Source organism: Ensifer sp. EB106-05-01-XG146 (assembly GCF_058791875.1).
In genome coordinates this window covers 3,315,259-3,337,500 of the sequence record NZ_JBYTDX010000001.1, presented here as the reverse complement: position 1 = coordinate 3,337,500, position 22,242 = coordinate 3,315,259, and the positions used below count along the sequence as shown (strand labels likewise).

Annotated in this window: 14 protein-coding genes, 1 tRNA gene, 2 rRNA genes and 1 pseudogene (1 of these 18 only partly in view); 9 read left to right on the top strand and 9 right to left on the bottom strand. The window is 62.2% G+C overall.

Going from position 1 to position 22,242, the window contains the following annotated elements:
- From AC3WVQ_RS16565 to AC3WVQ_RS16555, 3 genes are all read left to right on the top strand, one after another.
- Window positions 1–1,345, top strand: a 23S ribosomal RNA gene (locus tag AC3WVQ_RS16565); it begins 1,451 nt to the left of the window's first position.
- Window positions 1,346–1,469: 124 nt separating this feature from the next.
- Window positions 1,470–1,584, top strand: a 5S ribosomal RNA gene (gene rrf, locus AC3WVQ_RS16560).
- A 226-nt stretch (window positions 1,585–1,810) separates the two neighbouring features.
- A tRNA-Met gene (locus AC3WVQ_RS16555) sits at window positions 1,811–1,887 on the top strand.
- A gap of 72 nt (window positions 1,888–1,959) precedes the next feature.
- Here AC3WVQ_RS16555 and AC3WVQ_RS16550 read toward each other — a convergent pair.
- Window positions 1,960–2,067 (bottom strand): annotated as a pseudogene (locus tag AC3WVQ_RS16550) (GNAT family N-acetyltransferase); the annotation flags it as partial.
- Window positions 2,068–2,346: 279 nt separating this feature from the next.
- On the opposite strand from AC3WVQ_RS16550, the gene AC3WVQ_RS16545 reads away from it, so the two are divergent.
- Window positions 2,347–3,429, top strand: coding sequence for a sensor histidine kinase (locus tag AC3WVQ_RS16545; RefSeq protein WP_110819337.1), 1,083 nt, complete (start codon window positions 2,347–2,349; stop codon window positions 3,427–3,429).
- A gap of 97 nt (window positions 3,430–3,526) precedes the next feature.
- On the opposite strand, the gene AC3WVQ_RS16540 is transcribed toward AC3WVQ_RS16545, so the two are convergent.
- Window positions 3,527–4,552 carry a DUF2950 domain-containing protein gene (locus AC3WVQ_RS16540; protein WP_090298074.1) on the bottom strand — a complete coding sequence of 342 codons (1,026 nt, stop codon included), beginning with the start codon at window positions 4,550–4,552 and terminating at the stop codon, window positions 3,527–3,529.
- Window positions 4,553–4,573: 21 nt separating this feature from the next.
- Window positions 4,574–5,953: a DUF3300 domain-containing protein gene (locus tag AC3WVQ_RS16535; RefSeq protein WP_034787232.1), complete on the bottom strand. Its 1,380-nt coding sequence runs from the start codon at window positions 5,951–5,953 to the stop codon at window positions 4,574–4,576.
- Window positions 5,954–6,267: 314 nt separating this feature from the next.
- Between AC3WVQ_RS16535 and AC3WVQ_RS16530 the strand changes: the two genes are divergently transcribed.
- Window positions 6,268–7,416, top strand: coding sequence for an AI-2E family transporter (locus AC3WVQ_RS16530; protein WP_034787228.1), 1,149 nt, complete (start codon window positions 6,268–6,270; stop codon window positions 7,414–7,416).
- On the opposite strand, the gene AC3WVQ_RS16525 is transcribed toward AC3WVQ_RS16530, so the two are convergent.
- Window positions 7,417–9,183, bottom strand: a complete 1,767-nt coding sequence (locus AC3WVQ_RS16525) for a hypothetical protein (RefSeq protein ID WP_090298071.1) — start codon at window positions 9,181–9,183, stop codon at window positions 7,417–7,419. It abuts the gene before it with no gap.
- A 294-nt stretch (window positions 9,184–9,477) separates the two neighbouring features.
- Window positions 9,478–11,475: a putative bifunctional diguanylate cyclase/phosphodiesterase gene (locus AC3WVQ_RS16520; RefSeq protein WP_176960326.1), complete on the bottom strand. Its 1,998-nt coding sequence runs from the start codon at window positions 11,473–11,475 to the stop codon at window positions 9,478–9,480.
- Between the two features lie 313 nt (window positions 11,476–11,788).
- Between AC3WVQ_RS16520 and AC3WVQ_RS16515 the strand changes: the two genes are divergently transcribed.
- Entirely contained in the window at window positions 11,789–12,832 is a 1,044-nt protein-coding gene (locus AC3WVQ_RS16515; protein ID WP_089044899.1) for a class I SAM-dependent methyltransferase, read from the top strand.
- Between the two features lie 99 nt (window positions 12,833–12,931).
- Here AC3WVQ_RS16515 and AC3WVQ_RS16510 read toward each other — a convergent pair whose 3' ends face one another.
- A complete protein-coding gene (locus AC3WVQ_RS16510) occupies window positions 12,932–13,531 on the bottom strand; it encodes a TetR/AcrR family transcriptional regulator (RefSeq protein ID WP_060581229.1) in 600 nt (199 codons plus the stop codon).
- 270 nt (window positions 13,532–13,801) lie between these two features.
- Here AC3WVQ_RS16510 and AC3WVQ_RS16505 point away from each other — a divergent pair, with 270 nt between their 5' ends.
- Entirely contained in the window at window positions 13,802–14,959 is a 1,158-nt protein-coding gene (locus AC3WVQ_RS16505; RefSeq protein ID WP_492382870.1) for an efflux RND transporter periplasmic adaptor subunit, read from the top strand.
- Window positions 14,956–18,054, top strand: a complete 3,099-nt coding sequence (locus AC3WVQ_RS16500; protein ID WP_090298064.1) for an efflux RND transporter permease subunit — start codon at window positions 14,956–14,958, stop codon at window positions 18,052–18,054. The genes AC3WVQ_RS16505 and AC3WVQ_RS16500 overlap by 4 nt, the downstream gene beginning before the upstream one ends.
- A gap of 98 nt (window positions 18,055–18,152) precedes the next feature.
- On the opposite strand, the gene AC3WVQ_RS16495 is transcribed toward AC3WVQ_RS16500, so the two are convergent.
- Genes AC3WVQ_RS16495 through AC3WVQ_RS16485 form a run of 3 tightly spaced genes read right to left on the bottom strand, consistent with a single transcriptional unit; the run spans window position 18,153 to window position 20,810 of the window.
- Window positions 18,153–18,911: an iron ABC transporter ATP-binding protein gene (locus AC3WVQ_RS16495; protein WP_060517449.1), complete on the bottom strand. Its 759-nt coding sequence runs from the start codon at window positions 18,909–18,911 to the stop codon at window positions 18,153–18,155.
- Window positions 18,908–19,876: an iron chelate uptake ABC transporter family permease subunit gene (locus AC3WVQ_RS16490; protein ID WP_060517451.1), complete on the bottom strand. Its 969-nt coding sequence runs from the start codon at window positions 19,874–19,876 to the stop codon at window positions 18,908–18,910. Before AC3WVQ_RS16490 ends, AC3WVQ_RS16495 begins: the two co-directional genes overlap by 4 nt.
- On the bottom strand, window positions 19,866–20,810 hold the full coding sequence (locus tag AC3WVQ_RS16485) for an ABC transporter permease (protein WP_060604779.1): 945 nt from the start codon (window positions 20,808–20,810) through the stop codon (window positions 19,866–19,868). The genes AC3WVQ_RS16490 and AC3WVQ_RS16485 overlap by 11 nt, the downstream gene beginning before the upstream one ends.
- Window positions 20,811–21,062: 252 nt before the next feature.
- Between AC3WVQ_RS16485 and AC3WVQ_RS16480 the strand changes: the two genes are divergently transcribed.
- The gene (locus tag AC3WVQ_RS16480) at window positions 21,063–21,992 is read left to right on the top strand and encodes a siderophore ABC transporter substrate-binding protein (protein WP_090298061.1); all 930 of its coding nucleotides are present in this window, start codon (window positions 21,063–21,065) and stop codon (window positions 21,990–21,992) included.
- Window positions 21,993–22,242: the final 250 nt, after the last annotated feature.

Below are 22,242 nucleotides of genomic sequence, written 5' to 3'. Positions count from 1 at the left end.
GTGACGGATCGCTTAACTTGTTCACACTTATTGGATTGTGTGGGCGGGGACGCGGTTCCAGGAAATAGCTCCACCGTATAGACCGTACCCGAAACCGACACAGGTGGTCAGGTAGAGTATACCAAGGCGCTTGAGAGAACTATGCTGAAGGAACTCGGCAAATTGCACGCGTAACTTCGGAAGAAGCGTGACCCCAAGGGACGCAAGTCTGTTGGGGTGGCACAGACCAGGGGGTAGCGACTGTTTATCAAAAACACAGGGCTCTGCGAAGTCGCAAGACGACGTATAGGGTCTGACGCCTGCCCGGTGCTGGAAGGTTAAGAGGAGGGGTGCAAGCTCTGAATCGAAGCCCCAGTAAACGGCGGCCGTAACTATAACGGTCCTAAGGTAGCGAAATTCCTTGTCGGGTAAGTTCCGACCTGCACGAATGGCGTAACGACTTCCCCGCTGTCTCCAGCATAGACTCAGTGAAATTGAATTCCCCGTGAAGATGCGGGGTTCCTGCGGTCAGACGGAAAGACCCCGTGCACCTTTACTATAGCTTTACACTGGCATTCGTGTCGGCATGTGTAGGATAGGTGGTAGGCTTTGAAGCAGGGACGCCAGTTCTTGTGGAGCCATCCTTGAAATACCACCCTTATCGTCATGGATGTCTAACCGCGGTCCGTTATCCGGATCCGGGACAGTGTATGGTGGGTAGTTTGACTGGGGCGGTCGCCTCCGAAAGAGTAACGGAGGCGCGCGATGGTGGGCTCAGACCGGTCGGAAATCGGTCGTCGAGTGCAATGGCATAAGCCCGCCTGACTGCGAGACTGACAAGTCGAGCAGAGACGAAAGTCGGTCATAGTGATCCGGTGGTCCCGCGTGGAAGGGCCATCGCTCAACGGATAAAAGGTACGCCGGGGATAACAGGCTGATGACCCCCAAGAGTCCATATCGACGGGGTTGTTTGGCACCTCGATGTCGGCTCATCGCATCCTGGGGCTGGAGCAGGTCCCAAGGGTTTGGCTGTTCGCCAATTAAAGCGGTACGTGAGCTGGGTTCAGAACGTCGTGAGACAGTTCGGTCCCTATCTGCCGTGGGTGTAGGAATATTGACAGGATCTGTCCCTAGTACGAGAGGACCGGGATGGACATATCTCTGGTGGACCTGTTGTCCTGCCAAGGGCATAGCAGGGTAGCTATATATGGAATGGATAACCGCTGAAGGCATCTAAGCGGGAAACCAACCTGAAAACGAGTATTCCCTTGAGAACCGTGGAAGACGACCACGTTGATAGGCTGGGTGTGGAAGTGCGGCAACGCATGAAGCTTACCAGTACTAATCGTTCGATTGGCTTGATCGTTCCCATTGCTCATGCTCATCTTCAGATGAGCGACGTGTTCAAAACAAAACGAGTTGGCTCGACCAACTCACCAGCTTCTCAATCCGGTTTGCGTCCGCTAGACGCAAATCTTGCGCTTTGCCGACCTGGTGGTTCTGGCGGGGTGGCTGCACCCGTTCCCATTCCGAACACGGCCGTGAAACGCCCCAGCGCCGATGGTACTTCGTCTTAAGACGCGGGAGAGTAGGTCGCTGCCAGGTCTGCAAAGCGCAAGATAAAATCCGGAAAACAAAGATCACCTTCTCTTCATCCCTCGGCCCAGCCGAAACACGGGCCGCCCTCAAGCGGCCCTTTTGTTTTGCTAGACCGAAGTCATCAGTGCGTCCCTTACACGAGACAAATCGCTTCGCAATTTGCTCGGCACAGACCATAAATCCCTTCGGGATTTACGTTACCGCGATAAATCCCATCGGGATTTACGCTTGGCGCGGGGTGGAGCAGCCCGGTAGCTCGTCAGGCTCATAACCTGAAGGCCGCAGGTTCAAATCCTGCCCCCGCAACCAAATCAAAAAAAGCCCGCATGGAGAAATCCAGCGGGCTTTTTGACGTTTGAACGGCGCACACAGGGGCGACCCTCATCGGGTGGAGAGGGGCGGCGGCGGTGGCGGCGTCGTCGAGCCCGTACCCAGAGAGCGCTGGACCATGACGCTATCGGCCCAGCGCCCGTAACGATAAGCGACACCCGCGACATGCCATCACAATCTCCATGATCGCAGCCACGCCTGTTTCGTGGTCAAGCCCGTCCCTCAACGCACTCTCGCCCGACGCCTGCCGTCGTCGGTCCACGTGGCCTTTCCACGGGATCGAGCCATCTCCTCGACTTCCGCCGCAATCTTCGCGCGGAAAGACGGAACCGAGTGATCCTTTTAGTTGCTAAATTTCTTTATTTGCTTTTTCAAATAGCCGCCCCTCGTCATGCTGGCGCCTGGGGCTTGAACCCGAATTCAGCGCGACAGAATTTGATGAAGCACATCACCATTCCCACCGACAGTTTCCTGGACGGCAACCGGTTTCGCGTCGTCACCCTGCGGCTGGCACTGATCTACGCGGCGGCCGAATTCCTGATCAGCAGTCCCATCTGGCTCACGATCGGGGACAATCCGCTGAAACCCCTTCTCGGCAAGCTGGCGCTCGAAGCGGTCTTTGTCCTCGTCGCCATCCTCCTGGCGCAGCTTCTCAGCCGGATGCGGCGGCAGAGCTATGGCCGACAAATCGCGGCATGTCTGTTGTTGTCGCTGGTCAGCTCGCTCGGCATGTCGCTGCTGGACGCCTATCTCTACAGCCTGATCATGTTGCCCGTGGTCGTGCCGTTCAACATCATGGATTACGCCTATGCGGTCTGCTATCGCATGTCGATCTTCTTCGGCTGGTCATTTCTCTTCGTCGCGTTGCTCAATCACATGGACGTGCGCGACCGCGACCTGAAGCTGATCGCCTCACGCGAAGAGGCGCTCGCGGCGCAAATGCGCGCCCTGCAGTACCAGATCAACCCGCATTTCCTTTTCAACACGCTTAATTCCATCACCGGGCTTGTCGAGGAGGGGGCCTCCGAGCGGGCTGAACGGATGATCATGTCGCTTTCGGGCTTCCTGCGCTCGACGCTGCAGCTCGACCCCATGCGTGAGCTCAGGCTTGCCGACGAGATGGCGCTGCAGAAGGAATATCTCGAGATCGAAAAGGAGCGGTTTTCGGACCGGATGAGCGTTCGGATCGACATTCCCGGCGAACTCGAGGATGCGAAAGTTCCAAGTCTCATCCTGCAGCCTTTGGTCGAGAACGCGGTCAAACACGGCGTCGGTCGTTCCAGCAGCACAGTCGAAATCCTGATCCGCGCGGCAAGGCGCGGGGACAGGCTCAATCTGATCGTCGAAAACGATGTTGCCGCAGCGACTGCGGCGGGGATGACGCACGGGCTCGGCATCGGCCTTGCCAATGTGGCCCACCGCGTCAGGACCCATTTCCCGGAGGGAGCTTCGCTGACAGCAGGCCCGATCGAGCCGCGCAAATTCCGAGCCTCGCTCGATATGCCCTTGATACTTGTTTGAGGCAAAGGAAGAGGCTGGCGGACGGGCCGGCGAGGTTATTGTCTGACGCCGCCCGACCGGGCGGCGTTATCGTTCATGCCGATGGTAGCAATCCCCGTCAATCGTCGACGACGGACCACTTGTCGTCCGGATCGAAGCGGTCGATGAAGGGTACGATTGCTTCCGTGCTCGGCCCGAGGTCGCGCTCGTAGACGATGCCCTGCTGGTTGACGACGAAGGTCTTCACGCCCGTCTCCGCATAGGTGACCGGCCAGGCGATCAGCGCAAAGCCGCCGATCATGTTGCCGTTGATCACATAGTCGTAGCGACCGCCGGCAATGTTGTCGCCCTGCGAGGTCAGGATGCGGAAGCGGTAGCCGAAGTATCCTTCGCCAGCTTTTGCCTTTTCCAGGGCCGCTTCGCTGATCGAGTCTCCGACGGGGCTTTCGCCATCCCCCTGGTCGGCCGGCCAATAGAGACCGTCGGTCTGGCCGGGCGTGCTGATCAGCTTCTGGGCATATTCGAGCACGCCGTCGGAGTCGCGATCCTCAGAGGCGTATTCCTTCTGGGCATCGACATAGGCTTCGACCGTGTCGATCGCCTGCAACTCGTTCTCGCCGACGCGACGATTGACGATCTCTTCGAGTCCGACATAGGTATCGAAGGCCCATTTGCCGTCATCGCCCTTGGTGAGCGGGAAGGGCAAGGGCCAGAGCCGGTCGCCGATCTGAAGGATCTTGCGGCCCTCCAGATCGCGAACGACGACATTGCGGGCTGCCCCTTCGCGGATAAGAGCGAACGTATCCTTCACCCCTTCGCTGTCTTTCAGCTTCTCCGCATTCAGCCCCAAAAGTTTTGCGAGGCCGTCGAAATCATCCGCGGCCAGCCTGGCCTTGAATTCGCCGATGGCTTTGTCCGGATCGTCGAAGACCGGCGGGTCTTCTGCGGCGGCATAGGCATCCAGCCCACCCACCATCTGGTCCGCCGGCGGCTGATCGGCCGACGGTTGGTCTCCCGCAGGCTGATCGCCGGCAGCTTGATCGGCAGGCGGTTTGTCCTGCGAATAGGCGGAGCCGATCGGCGTCGCTACCAGAACCAGCGCCATCGCTGATCCCAGGAGAAGGGAATTGAAGAGCTTTGTCATGGTCGTTCTCCTGTGATCCGATCAACGTCTGCGGCCGCCGCCGCCGCGTCCGCCACCGCCACGGTGCATCGGCGGCCGGCCGCCACCACGGCTCATCTGTGGCCGCCCACCGCCGCGATGACCACCGCCAAGGCTTTGCCCGCCGCGGCGTGACGAAGCGACCTCACGCCGTCCGGAATTGACATTGCCAAGGCCCGATGGCTTCTTCGGCCGGTTCTGCGCCTTTGCCGCCATCTTCTTCTTGCCACCGCTGCGGTTGACCTGTGACGGCTTGTTGCCCGGGCGATTGATGCTCGGCTTTCCGTCCCCAGCGCGGGCCTTGGCGATCGCCTGACCGCCACCGCCGCCGCCGGGCCGAGCTGCCGGTCTCTGCTGCGCTTTCAGCCCGTCGAGCGTGCTCTTGCGCACATCCCTGATCTGGCCGCCGCCACCTCCGCCGGGCCGTGCGTTCGGCCGGTCGCGATTGATCTCGGCGGCGCGGTTGCGCAGGTTGTTGTTGCCGTTCGCCTTGATGTTGTTCTTGATGCTGTTTCGGTCGAAATGCTGAAGCTGGTCACGATTGAAGTTGATCTTGCTGCGATCGACATTCTTCCAGTCGACGTCGTTCCACTTCACCTTGCCGTTGATGTTGTTGAAGCAGTTGTTGCAGTCGATGTCCATGTCGCCGCCGTTCCAGCGGCCACCCCAGACACCCCAATCGTCCCAGTCGACGATCGCGGCGAAGGCCGCACCCGTGACCGCACCGGCGAAGAAGGCCGCACCCGGATACCAGTAGGCGGGATAGGGCTCGTCATAGTAGCCGATCGGCGCCGGTGCATAGTTCGGCTCGTAGAGCATCTCCGGCGGATACTGCGGCACATAGATGGTTTCCGGATTGGCCGCCTGGATGACGACGTTGTCGCCTTCCTGGACCACCTTTACCTTGTCGTCGGTCTTGATGATGTTCTTGGCGACCGCCTCGTCACGCAGTTGCTGGATGGCCATCAGCACGTCTTTCTGCTGATTGGCGATCGCATCGCCGAAAGACTGCGTCCACTCGAGATCCTCGCTCATCATCTTGACGATCTGGGGGTAGTTCAGCAGCGATATGATGCTGCCGTCCCAGTCGTCTTTCGGCTTCATGTCGGGTTTCTTCTCGCGAGCCTCAAGAAACCGTTCTGCCTCGACGATCTGCAAAGGATAGAGTGCGGCGGCGGAAATGAGCGCCACCAACTCGTCCGGGTAAAGCGCGATGCGCGCCACCAGCACCTCGAGCTCATCGTCGCTGAGCGGCTCGGGTGCTGTCTGTTGTTCCTGAGCAGCCGGTGCGGCTGCCGTCTGCTGTGCAAGAACCGCCGTGACGGGTGTTGTTATCAAAACCGCGATTGCGCTGCCGAGCGCGATGATCGTCTTTTTGATCATCTATCCAGCCTCCCTCGTGTATTGGGCAATGGCACGGGCGCTTGGACTGGCGCGCGGGACAGCCCCCTGTCGACGCTTCTTGTTCTGCAATTTCAAGCTGATCGCGCAGCAGTCTCTGACCACAGCCGTCATCAGTCAATGGAATCTCTAGAGGAGGCCGGCGGATCGGGAAGCCCGGCAGGCGTATTCTACTGTATGTTACTGCCCCACGGTTGCCGTGGGCGTGCCATCCACGTGACGGTAGAGCTTGCAAGGTGCCGGCGAGCATAGAGCTGCGGGTGTCGGCTGTTTCGCGTCAGGGGGAAGGGGCTAGCATGGACGAGGATCCTTCCCGATCGAATGTGGTCCGCAACGGAACGAACGGGTCGCCTTCCATCGAGGCGAAGATCACGGATATCGCCCGGATCGGCATCGTCGGGCTTCTGGCCTACTGGTCTCTGACGCTGATCGCACCCTTCGCGATCATTCTGATATGGGCGGCAATCCTCGCGGTGGCGCTCTTTCCAGCCTATGCCCGGCTGGGACGCCTGCTCGGCTCGCGGCGCCTTGCCTCATTCCTGATCACGCTGATATGCCTCGCCGTCATCGTCGCCCCACTGACTGCGATCGCGGTCAGCTTTGCCGAAGGGTTGCAGGCGCTGCTTGCCAGGCTTGCCGACGGTTCGCTGAGCGTACCGGTCCCGCCGGAATATATCCGCACGTGGCCTGTCGTCGGCGAGCGCATACATGCGGTCTGGAGCATGGCGTCGGGCAATATCGAAGCACTGCTGAGCAAGATCGAACCGGCGCTGATGCAAGCCGGCACCAAGGTTCTCGGCAAGGTCGCGAGCGTCGGCGCCGAGGTCCTAAGTTTCGTGGTCTCGGTGTTGATCGCAGGTTTTCTCTTCGGTTCGGCGGAGCGGCTGGCGGAAATGGCACAGCGCTTTGCCGGCAGGATCGGCGGCCAGCGGGGCATCGGTTTCCTCAAACTGGCGACGGCGACGATCCGCAACGTGGCGCGCGGCGTCATCGGCGTGGCGCTGCTACAGGCATTTCTGTGCGGACTGGTGCTCAGCCTGTTCGATGTTCCGGCGCCTGGCGCGATTGCCTTCGTCGTGCTGATCCTCTGCATCATCCAGATCGGCCCCGCGCTGGTATTGCTGCCCGTCATGATCTGGGCCTGGTTCACCATGGATTTCGGTCCGGCGCTGTTGCTGACGATTCTGTTGATCCCGCTGTTCGTCATCGACAATGTGATGAAGCCGATCCTGGTGGCACGCGGGCTGTCGACGCCGACGCTGGTGATCCTGCTCGGGGTGCTTGGCGGCACGCTGTCCTATGGCCTGATCGGTCTTTTTCTCGGGCCGATCGTGCTGAGTGTCGCGCATGATCTGCTGATGGTCTGGGCGCGCTCTGATGCGGCGCCAGAGAAGGCGGCTGCACCCGCCGTCCGTGACGGCGAGCTTGAACCCGGCAATATCTGATCAGCGTATCGCGCTGGTGGTACCTGCCTGCTGATACTCCGCTTCGGGCACAGCAACGCCGGCGGCGCGCAGGCCGTCGAACAGTCGGTGCTGATCCTCGGGACGGTGAAACTGAAGGGCAATCGCTTGTCCGAGGTCACCGAGGAATGCCGGCGCGTTGGTCTCGAACCACTTTCGCTCCTCACGCGCCTGGTCCGTCTTGCCGAGCTTTCCGAGAATCGCAAGCAGCAGGACCCGGTCGGCCGGGTTGGCGCCCGGATTGGCGAGGCGCGCCCACCGTTCGGCGGCGACATAGTCGCCGGCGAAATAGGCGCAGCTTGCCAACCCCCTTTCGAAAACGCCAGTCTGGCCGAGGTTGCGTTCGGTGGCGTCCGACAGGAGCTTGCAGCCCGCATCCCATTGGCCCGACTGCGCGAGCCGGAGGCCGTATGCGCCGGCAAGTTCGGTGTCGTTGGGATTGATGGCAAGCGCGCGGGCGCCGACGGCGAGGGCAGCATCGACTTCGCCGCGAGCGAAGAGGACGAGCATCTGTGCTTCGAGGGCGCGAACGTCGAAGGGGGCAAGATCGACGGCGTGCGCCGCCGCTTCGCCAGCCTGTTCCAGCAGCCCTGCTGAGGCCGAGGGATCGAGGCCATTGCTCAGCGCATCTATATAGCTCATCGACAGAAGCGCCCAGGCGGTGGTGTAGGTCGGGAATTGCCGGGTCGCGCGCTGCAGGCACTCCTCGGCGGAGCGACGGGATTGCGGATCGATGTCGCCGCGATGGTCGTAGTAGGTGAGGGAGCAGGCATAGGCCTGCCAGCCCTCGGGAACCGAACGCCTGAGTTCGGCTGCGCTTGCCTGGAAGATGGCGCCATAGGGCTCTGCCACCGCGCTCGAGACCGCGGCCGCCGTCCTTGCCTGCTGATCGATGACGTCGCCGGACTGCAGTCGTTCGTCGTAGGTGTTCGCCCAGACGACCGCCCCGTCGGATCGCTGGATGAGCCTCACGACCAGCCGCAGCCGCTCTGCCTCGAGCCTTACCCGTCCTTCAAGCGCATAGGTTTGATCGGCCGATGTCCGTAATGGATCGCTGACCATGACCGGTACGATCTCCTTGAATTTGGCGAGGTTGCTCACGACTTCGTCCGTCAGCCCCTGCGCCATCATCGCCGATTGCCGCGTCCCCGAGATGTCCTCGAAAGGCGTGACGATCACCTTCGGAATATTTGGCCGACTGGCCGCCGTACTGTTGTCACCGGAAAGAAGCAGCAAGCCGGCCGACAGACCGGCGAGGCCACAGACAAGCGCCGCAGCGCCAAGCAGGATGCGGCGGCGATGACGCCAGCCGACCGGCGCGGCTTCGGACGGTGGCATTCCGCTTTCTCTAACGGCTGCTGGCTGCTTTTCGGCTCGTCTTTCGAAGGTCGGCACATAGGCGCCCTTCGGCATCCGGATCACGATCGGGTCGCTGCGTCCGGCGACGAGGTAATAGCGTTCGAGTGCCCGACGAATGCGGCCCGCCTCGATCCGAACGGCGGGATCCGTTTGCGGGTCGAAGGAGGAATCCCGGCCGAAAACCTCGGTGGCAATGGAATAGGCCTTGATGCGGTCGCCGCGCCCGGCCAGTGTTTCCTCGATGACATAGGCCAGGAATTTACGGTCGCGGTCTGGAGCATCGAATTCGGCGCTCAGGCGAATGCGCTCAAGCTGTGCCAGAACCTCCACGCTGCTGGGCGGAGATATGGTCGGTTCGACGCCGACGTCCTGCTGGTCCCCGATGGCCATCACGCGCCTCCATGGGCACAATGTGAGATTGTATCCGGCGGCAGTGTAGTCTCCCGTATCCTACGCACCGGTTCGGTCGGAGCGCAACATTTATTCGCGTCGGGCCTCACGTTCCCTGCCGAGGTTGCGCCGGCGGGCGCTGACGATGCCGAGGACGCGGGGCGCGGCCGGGCGTTTCGCTCGCCGATGTCATTGATCAGCGCCGAACGGGAAGCGGCAGCGGCATTCCCGTTCGCCGATACCGGTTTGCCTTCTGTCGACCGCAAATCGTGGCAAATGAAGTCGACAAGGCTTCTAGTTACGGACGCCGTTTCGAAGCGGGAGGCGTGGCTTGTCGGTGGGCGTGCGGAACATGTCCGCTGGCGCCGGGCGTCCGACGTGGAAACCCTGGACGTGATCGATCCGAAAGCGCCGCATCAGGGCCAGTTGCTCGTCGGTCTCCACGCCCTCGATCAGGATCTTGTGGCCGCGGTTGCGCACGAGCCCGATGATGTCCTGCAGCATCGCGCGGCCCTTCGGCGTGGCGCAATCGTGCAGGAACGACCGGTCGATCTTCACCGTGTCGAAATCGATCAGGCGCAGCCAGGAGAGGCCGGCGAAGCCGGTTCCAAAATCGTCCAGCCAGATGCGGATGCCAAGGGTCTCCAGGTCGCTGATGCAGCGCAGGATGCCCGAGTGCATCTCCATCTCCAGCCCTTCGGTGATCTCGAAGGCGAGCCGGCTTCCGGCAACCCCGGTTTCTCCCAGGATCGCCGCGACCGAGGTCGCAAAGCCCGGCGTCTTCAGCTGGATCGGCGAGACATTGACGCTGACCAAGGGAACGTGATTGTCGACAAGCAGTTCGCGGCACACGGTCTTTATCGCCCAGCGGCCGAGATCGAGAATGGCGCCGGTCCGCTCGGCGACCGGAATGAACAGGCTTGGCGGAACCGAGGTGCCATCCAGCATCGTCAGGCGCATCAGCGCCTCGACGGCATCGACCTCGCCGGTCGTCACGCTCGTGATCGGCTGGTAGACGAGGGATACCAGGTTCTGGTCGACGGCGATCTTCAGGAGGGCTGCGATGTTCTCGCTCTCGTCGCTGCTCTGCGGATCGTTCGGATCGAACAGCTTCGAGCAGTTTCGCCCGCTCGCCTTGGCGGCGTAAAGCGCGCGGTCGGCCTCGTGGATGATTTTCTCGAGCTTGGCGCCGGTGTGATTGCGGGTGAAGGCGGCGCCGACGCTGACGGTGACGATGGACACGCCGTCGCGTCGCTGCTCGTGGATCAGCCCCATGCTTTCAACCGTGCGGCAGATGACCTCCGCAAGCTCGGCCGCCTGCTCGCGCGTATCCAGGCGAGCAAGGACGATGAACTCCTCGCCGCCGTAGCGGCCGATCGAGCCGTGATAGTTCCTGATCGCTTCGCCGAGCGCATTGGCCACGAGAATGAGGCAGCGGTCGCCCTCCTGGTGGCCGTAGCAGTCGTTGTATTTCTTGAAGAAATCGACATCGATCAGCATGGCGGTGAAGTTCTTGCCGAGCTTCTGCCAATCGTTCCAGTAGTCGCGCAGCTGCTGATCGATGGCGCGGCGGTTGTCGAGACCGGTCAGCGGATCGGTGTTGGACAGCCGCAGAAGCGCCATTCCCCGCTCGGAAGCTTCGTTCTGCTGGATCTTCGCCTCGAAGGCGTTGAGGAAAACCTTGTAGCGCTCGCGGTTGAGCTTCCAGTTCACATAGGAGGTGAAGACGAAGCAGGAGACGTAGAACGTTCCGAAGGCGATCAGGTAGGCCGGATCGTGTTCGGAGAAGAACGACAGCGCGATGAAAAACGTCACCAGCACGATGCTGGAGGCGACCACCGAGAGGCGGAACCGTAAGCTGAAGAAGAGATTGGCGCCCATCATGAAGATGGCGCCGAAGATCATGTAGTAGGACATGCTGCTCGTATCGGCCGTCATCATCGCCGGAACAAGCCAGCCTATGTAGCCGAAGACGAGGGCTGCGGCGCAGGTGCCGTCGAGCCATTTGGTCTGGGCCTTCAGCCGAAACAGGATCTCGAAGGTCAGAAGCGAGCCGATGCCGACAAAGAGGCGCGAGACGATCGTGTAGAAGGCGACGTCGGGGACGAGCAGGATGTCCGGGATGAAGAAGAGCAGGTAGACGACGACGGCAACCCACAGCCCCTGCCGGGTCGAGGCGCGCCGGCCAGCCTCGCCCTCCATGCGATAGAGGGTCTGAAGCTCAGCCAGGTGCGGCCTGTGCGGCTGCTTGTGTAGGTCGATGTCAACTACGTCGGCCAACGTGTGCTTCATGCACTGATCCATCGCGCTGCGTCACGGTCAACGGAAATCTGTCGTCGCTTTTCCATCAATGGACGTTGTTTCGGACACTCCTTGCGTGTTCGCCGCGGCCCATCTGCAACAAGGGCGGGAAACGCTGCGAGGCATGATAGGAGGTGTCCATTAAGTTTTGTTAAATTAATGGGTCAGGGCATCTGCGAATCGGTATCACCCAAAGGGGTGAGCTCCGAGTATTTACCTTATTATATACAAAAACTTGCATTCCGAGCCGTAATGCGCGCATCTTCGCGACTATTGTTAACAAAGCTTTAACGGATGGTCTCGCGTGCGCCAATTTCAGACTGTTTTCGACGGTCAGAGCCTCATTACTCCCAAGGCAATGGCTGATGAGTTCGTTTCGCCCCGCGGCGAACGACATGACGAACAGCTCTCGACCGCCAAGGCCGAGCTCGCATTGATTCTCAGGGTCGCTCAGGAACAATTCATTCAAGGAACAGATGCGTCGAAAATTATCGACCGGCTCGCGGCCTCCCTCCACCAGACCCGTGCCAAATACCACCCGAGCGTGTGGCAGGAGCTAATCCCGATTGCCCAGGATCACCCGGTTTCGGAGTACTTCCTGCAGGATCCGTTCACCCGGTGGTCGTTCGACAAGCCCAGGGGATATTCGGGTGACGCGCAGTTGCTCGACTTCATCTACGGCCATGCGAGCGTTGCCGGCGAAATCGAGCAGGCGTCCCCGGTCGGGCGCGCCCTTTACGACTACACGAAGGACGCTTCGTCCTCGGTGGCGGTGCGCGAGCGCCGCGATATCCTCACGCGCCACGTCGACGAGATCGCGGCGAGCCGGGGTTCCGAGGCGGAGATCCTGACGATTGCCGCGGGTCATCTGCGGGAAGCCAACCGCTCCAAAGCGCTCGAGGAACGCCGCATCAAGCGTTGGGTGGCGCTCGATCAGGATCCTCTCAGTGTCGGATCGATCAGCCGCGATTTCTCCGGCACGGCGATCGAAGCGGTCGACGGTTCCGTTCGCAGCCTGCTCGGCCGCGACCAGAAGCTCGGCACGTTCGACTTCATCTATGCGGCTGGTCTCTACGACTATCTCGCCGACAAGGTGGCCATCAAGCTGACGCATCGCTGCCTGCAGATGCTGAAGCCGAACGGCGTCTTCCTTTTTGCCAACTTCGCCCAGGACATCGGTGTCGACGGTTACATGGAGACCTTCATGAACTGGGCCTTGCTGCTGCGTTCCGAAGTGGACATGTGGAACATCATCCACAAGAGTGCCGGGAAGTCTGCGATCGACGCGCGCGTCTTCTTCGGTGCCAACCGCAACATCGTCTACGGCGTCATCCAGAAGCATTCCTGAGATTGCTTCGACGAACTGCCTCGGCTTCAAGCCGAGGCGGGCCGGCAACCGGAGACCGCAGGGTGCCGAAGGGCCGCTGCGGTTTCGTATTTCTCACGCTCAGTCTTGCGTGCGCAGAAAGCGGCTCAACAGGCGGTGTAGCAGCACGCCTTCCTCCTTCGGCTTGAAGCCGGGATCGACCGCGACCCTGCTGAAGATGCCGTCGATGATCGCGGCGATCCAGCGGGCAGCACCTTGCGCGTCGAGGGTCCTGTCGATCTGGTTTCGGCTGGCGGCGTTGCGCAGGAGTGCCACGAGCGCCGACTGGAGTTCCGCGTCGTTCGTCGCCGCGAGCGTCCCGATGCGCTCGTCACGCATCGCTTCGGCGGCGATTTCGAGCGCGAGGCTCGAATAGGCAGGATCGCCCGCGAGTTCGAGAACGCTATCCATAAAGCCCAGCAAGGCGGCGAACAGATCCTCCTCTTCGCCCAGCTTTCGGAAAATCTCCGCCGTTTCTTGACGTTCCTCTTCCACGATCGCCGCGATGATGGTGTGCTTGGTCGGAAAATAATGGAAAAGATTTCCCGGGCTCATGCCTGCCTCGGCGCAGATCTCGGCCGTCGACGTGCCGTGAAAACCCTTGCGCGAAAAGCAGGCGATTGCCGCATCGAGAATCAGCCGACGCCTGGCCGCATGTTTTTCGGGGTCGATCTTGCGCATCGCCGGTTCTCCTTGCATGCCGTTCAATTATTAGATCAAGCACTCTGATTTCGGTGGACAGACGATCGGTGTCAAGGCCGCCGGCCGTTTGCACGATCTCCGCCATCTTCCCGCAATGCTCGTGTGTGATCTGCCTTACAATTGTCGCGTTTGATGAATTCTATTGTTAGATTGAATGATCTAATAAATTATCGACGCCCTTTGCCCGACCCGGGATCCGGTATCGCAGGCGCATCACGCCGCCGGCCCCGCCAATGGAAAGCCAATGAAATGAGACGTACAGTTGAGTTGAACGTCGCTCTCGCAGCGTTGCTTGTGATTGCTGCGGCTGCTGGTCCGGCGCGCGCCTCGGGGGAGGCCGCCGCCTCCGTTCCCGCCCCGTCTGCCACCCGCACGGTAACGACGCTCGTTGCCGACAGCCGCCCACAGCAATGGACACGCTCCTTTGCCGGCATCTTCGTTGCCCGCGAGGAGATTGCCGTCGGCACAACCTTGACTGACCAGCGTATCGCCAGTGTCGAGGTCGAGATCGGCGATCGGGTAGCCGCGGGGCAGGTGCTCGCCCGGCTGGAAACCGACATGCTGGAGAACCTGCTGCGCGAGGCCAAGGGCCGCGTCGCGCGCGCCAGTGCAGCGATGGCGCGGGAGGAAGAGACGGTCACGCAGGAACAGCGAAAACTCGCGCGCGCCCGCCAGTTGAGCCACCTTCAGGCCGCGACCATTCTCGAGGAACGCGTCTCCGCGCTCGCCCTTGCCCAACAGGCTGTCGAGGTCGCGCGGGCCGATTACGACCAGGCGGAAGCGCTTGAGGCCGAGGCGCGCCGTAGGCTCGATCGTGCCGTGATCGTGGCACCTGCCGACGGGATCGTTTCGGAACGGCTGGCGCGCGCCGGTGCGCTTGCGGGCTCAGACCCGCTGCTCAAGCTCATTCGCGGTGGCGAAATCGAGTTTGCGGCCGAGGTGCCGGAAACCGAACTGCCGTTGCTCGCGGTCGGCCAGACCGTGAAGGTCAAGCTTTCGGGCCGAGCCGACTGGCTCCAGGGGCATGTGCGGGTAATCAACCCGAAGATCGACCGCGAGACCCGCCTCGGCACCGCGCAAGTCACGCTGTCCACCGAGCGCCCGCCTTTCGCGGGAACGTTCGGCCGGGCGGAGATCGTGGTGGGCGAACGCAAGGCGATCATGGTCGACGATTCCGCCCTGCTTTTCGGTGCGCCGGATGGCGCCGTCTCGGTCTTCGTCGTCGATGGGGGCCAGGTCGTGCGCAAGTCGGTCAAGCCGGGCATGCGCCAGGGCGGCAAGGTGGAGATTACCTCGGGCCTTTCGACCGGCGAACGGGTCGTCCTTAAATCCGGGGCGTCGCTGCGCGAAGGCGAAGCGGTCGCAACGAAAGACGTCCAGCCGACGCAGACGGGCGACCAGCAATGACGAGCAACATTTCCGCCTGGGCGATCCGCAAGCCGGTTCCGACGATCGTTCTCTTCGTCGTGCTGACGCTGATGGGGATCGCCTCGTTTCTGAGGCTGCCGGTCAACGCCAATCCGAGCGTATCCTTCCCGATCGTGACGGTGACGATCACGCAACCGAGCGCACAGCCGGGCGAAATGGAAACGCAGGTGACGCGCCGCGTCGAAGGGGTCGCCTCCGGCCTTGTCGGGGTCAGTCACATCCGCTCGACCATTACCGACGGCGTCTCCACGACCACGGTCGAATTCAAGATCGGCACGGATCCGGACCGGGCGGCAAACGACGTGCGCGAGGCCGTGGCGCAGATCCGCGCCGACCTGCCGCAATCCATTCAGGAGCCGATCGTCTCGCGCCTCGACGTCGACGGTAGCGCCATCGTCTACTACGCCGTGCGGGCGCCCCACATGTCGGAAGTGGAGCTGTCCTGGTTCGTCGATGACACGATCACCAGCGAACTGCTGACACTGCCCGGCGTGCAGAAGGTGCAACGCCTCGGCGGAGTCAGCCGCGAAGTGCGCGTTTCGCTCGATCCCGAACGGCTGCTGGCGCTTGGCGTAACGGCCGACCAGGTGAACACGGCGCTCAGGGAAATCAACATCAACATCCCGAGCGGTCGCGGCGAAATCGGCGGGCGCGAGCAGTCGATCCGCACCGTCGGCAGTGCCGGCTCGGTGGACGAGCTCCGGCAGCTTTCGATCCCGCTTGCAGGCGGCCGCTGGCTGCAGCTCTCCGACATCGCGACGATCGAGGACACTTCGTCCGAGCCGCGCAGCTTTGCCCATTTCGATGGCGAACCGATCGTGAGCTTCTCGGTTTCGCGCAGCAAGGGAGCGAGCGACACGGTCGTTGCCGAGCGCGTCATCGAGCGGCTGAAGGAAATCCAGGCGCGCACCCCCGGCGTCGAGATGACCGAGCTGATCTCTCTCGTCGAGTATACGCAGGAGAGCTACGATGCGGCCGTCACGGCTTTGATCGAAGGCGCACTTTTGACCATCGTCGTCGTCTTCGCCTTCCTGCGAAACTGGCGGGCGACGCTGATCTCGGCGCTTGCCATGCCGCTTTCCATCCTGCCGACCTTCGCGGTGATGGACCTGCTCGGCTTCACGCTCAACGGCATCAGCCTTCTGGCCCTGACGCTGGTCATCGGCATTCTCGTCGACGATGCGATCGTCGAAATCGAGAATATCGAGCGGCATGTCGACATGGGCAAGCGGCCGTTCATCGCGGCTATCGATGCGGCCGATGCGATCGGCCTTGCGATCGTCGCAACGACGCTGACGATCGTCGCCGTCTTTGCGCCGGTGAGCTTCATCGGTGGTGCGGTCGGGCAATATTTCAAGCAGTTCGGCCTGACCGTCGCGATCGCCGTTCTGTTCTCGTTGCTGGTGGCACGCCTGCTGACGCCGCTGATGGCGGCCTATCTGTTGCGGCCGAAACCTGGTCACGGCCATGCCGTCAAGCCGTCGCGCATCAGCGATGCCTATCGCAGCATGCTCGGCTGGACCCTCGATCACCGCAAGACCGCGCTTTCGATGGTCGCGCTGATCTTCGTCGGCTCGATCGCGCTTTTGAGCATGCTGCCGACGGGTTTCATGCCGACGAGCGACAGCAACGTCTCGCAGCTCAAGATCACGCTGCCGCCCGGCACGAGGCTCCAGGAAACCGCGCGCATTTCCGACGATCTGGTGGCCAAGCTCAAGGAACGCAAGGAAGTCGAGAACGTTCTGGCGACGACCGACAGTCTCAACGAGGTATCGCTGCGCATCAAGCTCAAGCCGCGCAAGGAGCGTGAACTCGACCGCAAGTCCTTCGAACTGTCGTTGCGGCCCCTGCTGGCGGAGACCCCCGACATCCAGGCAACCTTCTCCTCGACCGAAGGCGCGAAGGACCTCTCCATCTACCTGACGGGCGATGACCCGGAAACGTTGATGGCTTCGGTGCGGCGTCTGGAAAACGAGATGCGTGCACTCCCCGGGCTGATCAGCGTTCGGTCGACCGAGCCGCTGCTTTCGCCCGAGCTTCTGGTCAAGCCGCGCTTCGACGAGGCGGCAAGGCTCGGCGTGTCGGTGACCTCGATCGGCACCGTCGCCCGTATCGCGACGATGGGCGACAGCGAGAGCAACTCCGCGCGGTTCAACCTCGGTAACCGCCAGGTGCCGATCCGGGTGATGCTCGACCGGTCGGCCCGCGGCGATTTCGACACCTTGCGCAATCTGCGGGTGGGCACGAATGCGGGTGCCCTGGTGCCGTTGACGTCCGTCGCCAACGTCTCCTTCGGTGCCGAGGAAAGCAGCGTCGAGCGTCTCGATCGCAAGCGTCTGATCGCCGTCGAGGCAAACCTCAACGGCATGACACTCGGCACGGCCTTCGAGGCGATTTCGGCATTGCCGGCCATGAAGGAACTGCCCGCGGGCGTGACGCAGGCCAACTATGGCGACGCGGAATACATGTCGGAGATGTTCCGCAACTTCGCCCTGGCGCTGCTTGCCGGCATCCTGATGGTCGTGGCGGTTCTGATCCTGCTGTTCAAGGATTTCCTGCAGCCGGTGACCATCCTCGTTGCCCTGCCGTTGTCGATCGGCGGCGCGGCGCTGGCTTTGATCCTGTTCGGTGCGGCACTCGACCTTTCGTCGATGATCGGGATCCTGATGCTGATGGGGATCGTCTGCAAGAACTCGATCCTGCTGGTCGACTATGCGATCGAGTGCCGCAACGACGGTGCCGACCGGCGCACGGCGCTGCTGACGGCGGGCGTCACCCGCGCGCGGCCGATCATCATGACGACGATCGCCATGGTGGCGGGCATGGTCCCGGCAGTCATCGGCGTCGGCGCCGGTGCCGCCTTCCGCGCGCCGATGGCGGTTGCGGTGATCGGCGGCCTGATCACCTCGACGATGCTGAGCCTTGTCTTCGTGCCGGTGATGTTCACCGTGATGGACGACATCAACACGAAGATGGGCCGCTGGCTGAAGCGCTTCTCCTCCGTGACGGACGAGGACCACGCGGCGGATGCGGCCCGGATCGGCAAGGAGGGCGCACCCGGCGCGGCCGGATAGCGTCCGCCCTGTTCCCGGCATGATCATTGTCGAAGCGCGCTGCATGGGTGTCCGTGCAGCGCGCTTCGCGCATTCGGGCCAAGGCGTATGTCTGCGTTCTAGTCGAAATAGTTGACGAGGCGCGTGTCGCCGACGGCATGGACGCGGCAGTCGACATCGAAGATCGCCTGCAACCGCGACGGCACGATCATGTCTTGCGGCGGTCCCTCGAAGGCGAGGCGGCCGCCCTGCATGGCGACGATGCGGTCGGAATAGGCGGAGGCGAAGTTGATGTCGTGCAGCACGACGACCACCGTCTTGGCGAAATCGTCGGCCAGCCGGCGCAGGAGCTTCATCGTCTCGACCGCATGCTTGATGTCGAGATTGTTGAGCGGCTCGTCGAACAGCATGTAGTCGGTGTCCTGGCACAGCACCATGGCGATGAAGGCGCGCTGGCGCTGGCCGCCGGAGAGTTCGTCGAGAAAGCGGTTCTGGTAGGGTTCGAGCCCGAGATAGGCGATCGATCGGTCGATATGCTCCGCATCGGCCGCGGTCACCCGTCCCTTGGAATAGGGATAGCGGCCGAAGGCGACGAGGTCGCGCACGCTCAGGCGCGCGCTGATGTGGTTGTCCTGGCGCATGATCGACAGCCGCCGGGCAAGCACGTCGCCGGCGGCGCGGCTGACGTCGAGGCCGTCGACCAGCACCTTGCCCGTATCCATCGGCATCAGCCGGCTGACGATCGACAAAAGCGTCGACTTGCCGGCGCCATTTGGGCCGATGATCGAAGTCAGGCCGCCTGCGGGTAGCGTCAGCGACACCCGGTCGACGACCGCGGTGCCGCCATAGGATTTCGTTACCTCTTGGATCTCGATCATCGCGCGGAGCCTCGGACGAGCAGGAAGATGAAGACTAGGCCACCGAAGAATTCGATGACGATGCTGAGCGCCGTGTTGAAGGAAAACAGCCGCTCGAGGATGACCTGGCCGCCGACGAGCGTCGCGACCGCGATAAAGACTGCGACCGGCAGGACGAAGCGGTGGCTGGCGGTGGGTGACAGCTGCCAGGCGAGACTTGCAACGAGCAGACCGAAGAAGGTGACCGGCCCGACGAGCGCGGTGGAGACCGAGACCAGCACGGCGATCAGCACCAGGAGAAGCGTCACCACGCGCTGATGGTCGACGCCAAGCCCGATCGCCGCCTCGCGCCCGAGCGAGAGCACGTCGAAGGTGGGCGACAACCGCCACAGGACGAAGGTCACGGCGAGGGTGGCTGCGGCGGCAATACCGAGCAGGTTGGCATCGATACTGTTGAAGCTCGCAAACAACCTGTCCTGCAGGACGATGAAGTCGTTGGGGTCGAGAATGCGCTGCAGGAACGAGGAGAGGCTGCGGAACAGGCCCCCGAGAATGACGCCGACCAGCATCAGGAGATGCAGGCTACGGCTGCCGCCGGAAAAGAGGGCGCGGAACAGGAGCAGCGACAGGCCGACCATCACGGTCGTTTCGAGCGTGAACTGCATCTGCGGGTTCATGCTTGCCGCGCCGGCGGCGCCGAGGAAGAACACCATGACCGTCTGCAGCAGCGTGTACATGGCGTCGAAACCGATGATCGACGGCGTCAGAACGCGGTTACCGGAAATTGTCTGGAACAGCACCGTCGAGACGGCGATCGCGTAGGCGACCAGCACCATGCCGAGAAGCTTTGTGCCGCGGAAAGAGAGGATGAAGCTCCAGCTTCCCTTCGCGCCGATGGTCATGAAGGCGATCATCGACAGCAGCGCCAGCGCAGCGGACGCAAGAAGGACGGTCGACGGAGAGATCCGCTTGGCATCAGCCTGCATGGGACCGCCTCGAAAGCAGGAGATAAAGGAAGACGAGGCTGCCGATCACGCCCATGACCGTGCCCACCGGCACCTCGTAGGGCGCAATCACCATTCGCCCGACGATGTCGCAGGCGAGAACAAGCCCAGCGCCGGAGATGGCGACCACCGGCAATGTGCGCCTGAGATTGTCGCCAAGGGTCAGGCTGACGATATTGGGAACGACGAGGCCGAGGAACGGGATCATACCGACGGTCGCAACCACCGTCGCCGTGACCATGGAGACGATGGCAAGTCCGAGGGTGACCACCTTGTCGTAGTCGAGCCCGACATTGCGGGCGATCGCCTCGCCCATGCCAATGACGGTGAAGCGCGCGGCGGTCGCGTAGGCGACCAGCGTCAGCGCGAAACCGATCCACAGCAGCTCGTAGCGTCCGCGAAGGACGACCGAGAAATCGCCGGACATCCAGGCGCCCATCGACTGCATCAGGTCGTAGCGATAGGCGATGAAGGTGGTAACGGCGTTGACCACGCCGCCGAGCATGAGGCCGATCAGCGGCACCATCAGCGCCGAGCGCAGCGGAACGCGGCGCAGGATCTGCAGGAACAGGGCGGTTCCGGCAAGCGCGGTCAGGGTGGCGAAGGCCATCTTGCCTGCCACCGGCAGGCCCGGCGCGATCAGCATGGCCAGAAGCATTCCGAGGGCGGCGGATTCGGCGGTGCCGGCGGTCGACGGCTCGACGAAGCGGTTGCGCGCCAGCATCTGCATGATCGTGCCGGACACTGCGAGGCCGGCGCCTGCGAGCATCAGCGCCAGTGTGCGTGGCAGGCGGCTTTCGACGACCAGAAGCCAGCCGCGGCCGTCGTCGCTGGCCGCAAGACTGCCGACACCGGTAAAGACGCTGACGGCGGCAAGCAACAGGACGACCGGGATAGCGAACAGGACCGGCCTCATGGTTGCGTCACGCTCCAGCTGCTTTTCGTTCTGATCACCGCTCTCGTATCCGTGGCTGCATTTTTCCATCGACCGCCGCAACGAACCCCTGAGGCTTGCGGCCGTGAGGAGGTGCTCGATCGAAGGCTCGCCTTAGTCATATATATGATCGGCTTCGTCAAGTTTTGTGAGGCGGGAATGACGCGGAATGCGTGCATTGCCCTCCTGGCAAAATCGCGCTAGGGAGGAGGAGAAAACATGAGGTAAATAGTCATGAATATATCTCCCTTCTCTAATGGTTTGCGCGGACTGCTCGTCGCGGCCATGATGACGGTTGGCGGCGCATCGGTGGCGACGGCCGAAACCCTGAAGATCGAACACAGCAGCGGCGTCACCGAGGTGGAGAAAAACCCGAAGACCGTGCTGGTCTATGATTTCGGTATGTTGGAAACGCTGGATATGCTCGGCGTCCCCGTCGCCGGCGTCCCCGGATCGGCCGTCCCGCCGTCGCTCGAAAAGTACAAGGCCGACACCTATGCGAAGATCGGCACGCTGTTTGAACCCGACTTCGAGGCGATCAATGCGGCGGAGCCCAACCTCGTCATCGTCGGCGGGCGGTCGCAGGCGAAATATGCTGAAGTCGCCAAACTGGCACCGACGATCGACCTGACCTCGGACGACAAGGATCTGATCGGCAGCGTCAAGAAGAATGCAGAGATCCTCGGCGAGATTTTCGGCAAAGAAGCCGAGATCAAGGCAAGCATCGCCAAGCTCGATTCCTCGATCGAGGCGCTGCGTGGCCTTGCTGCGGAACGTGGAACGGGTCTCATCCTGCTGACGACCGGCGGAAAGATCAGCGCCTATGGCAAGGGATCGCGCTTCGGCGCGTTGCATGACGTCTTCGGGATCAAGCCGGCCGATCCCGAGCTGCAGGTCGCGACCCACGGCCAGGCGGTTTCCTACGAGTACATTCTCGAAACCAACCCCGACTGGATCTTCGTCGTCGATCGCGATGCAGCCATCGGCCAGCAGGCACAGCCGGCGGCCGCCCTGCTCGACAACGAACTCGTGCGGCAGACCAAGGCCTGGAAGGACGGACACGTCGTTTATCTCGACTCCGCCAAGCTTTACCTCACGGCATCGGGCCTGAAGTCGCAACAGGACATTGTCGATCAGCTGGCGCAGGCGCTGAGCAAGAAGTGATCGCAGCGGCGAGCCGCCTTGCGGTGTCGCCGCGTGGTGCCCGATTGCATCATTGGGTGACAGGCAGCGCGCCGCTTTCCAGGCGCGCTGGTCATGGCTGCCTCTTTCGGCGTTGCCTGACGTCGCCGGGCGCGGTTTTCGTTGCTGGAGCGGATTTCGGAAAAAGGGGAGGCCAACACCAAATACCCTTAACTCTTACGGTATTTTTCCGGTGTTGGCTCCGTTTGGAAGAACGATAATATCTTGATTT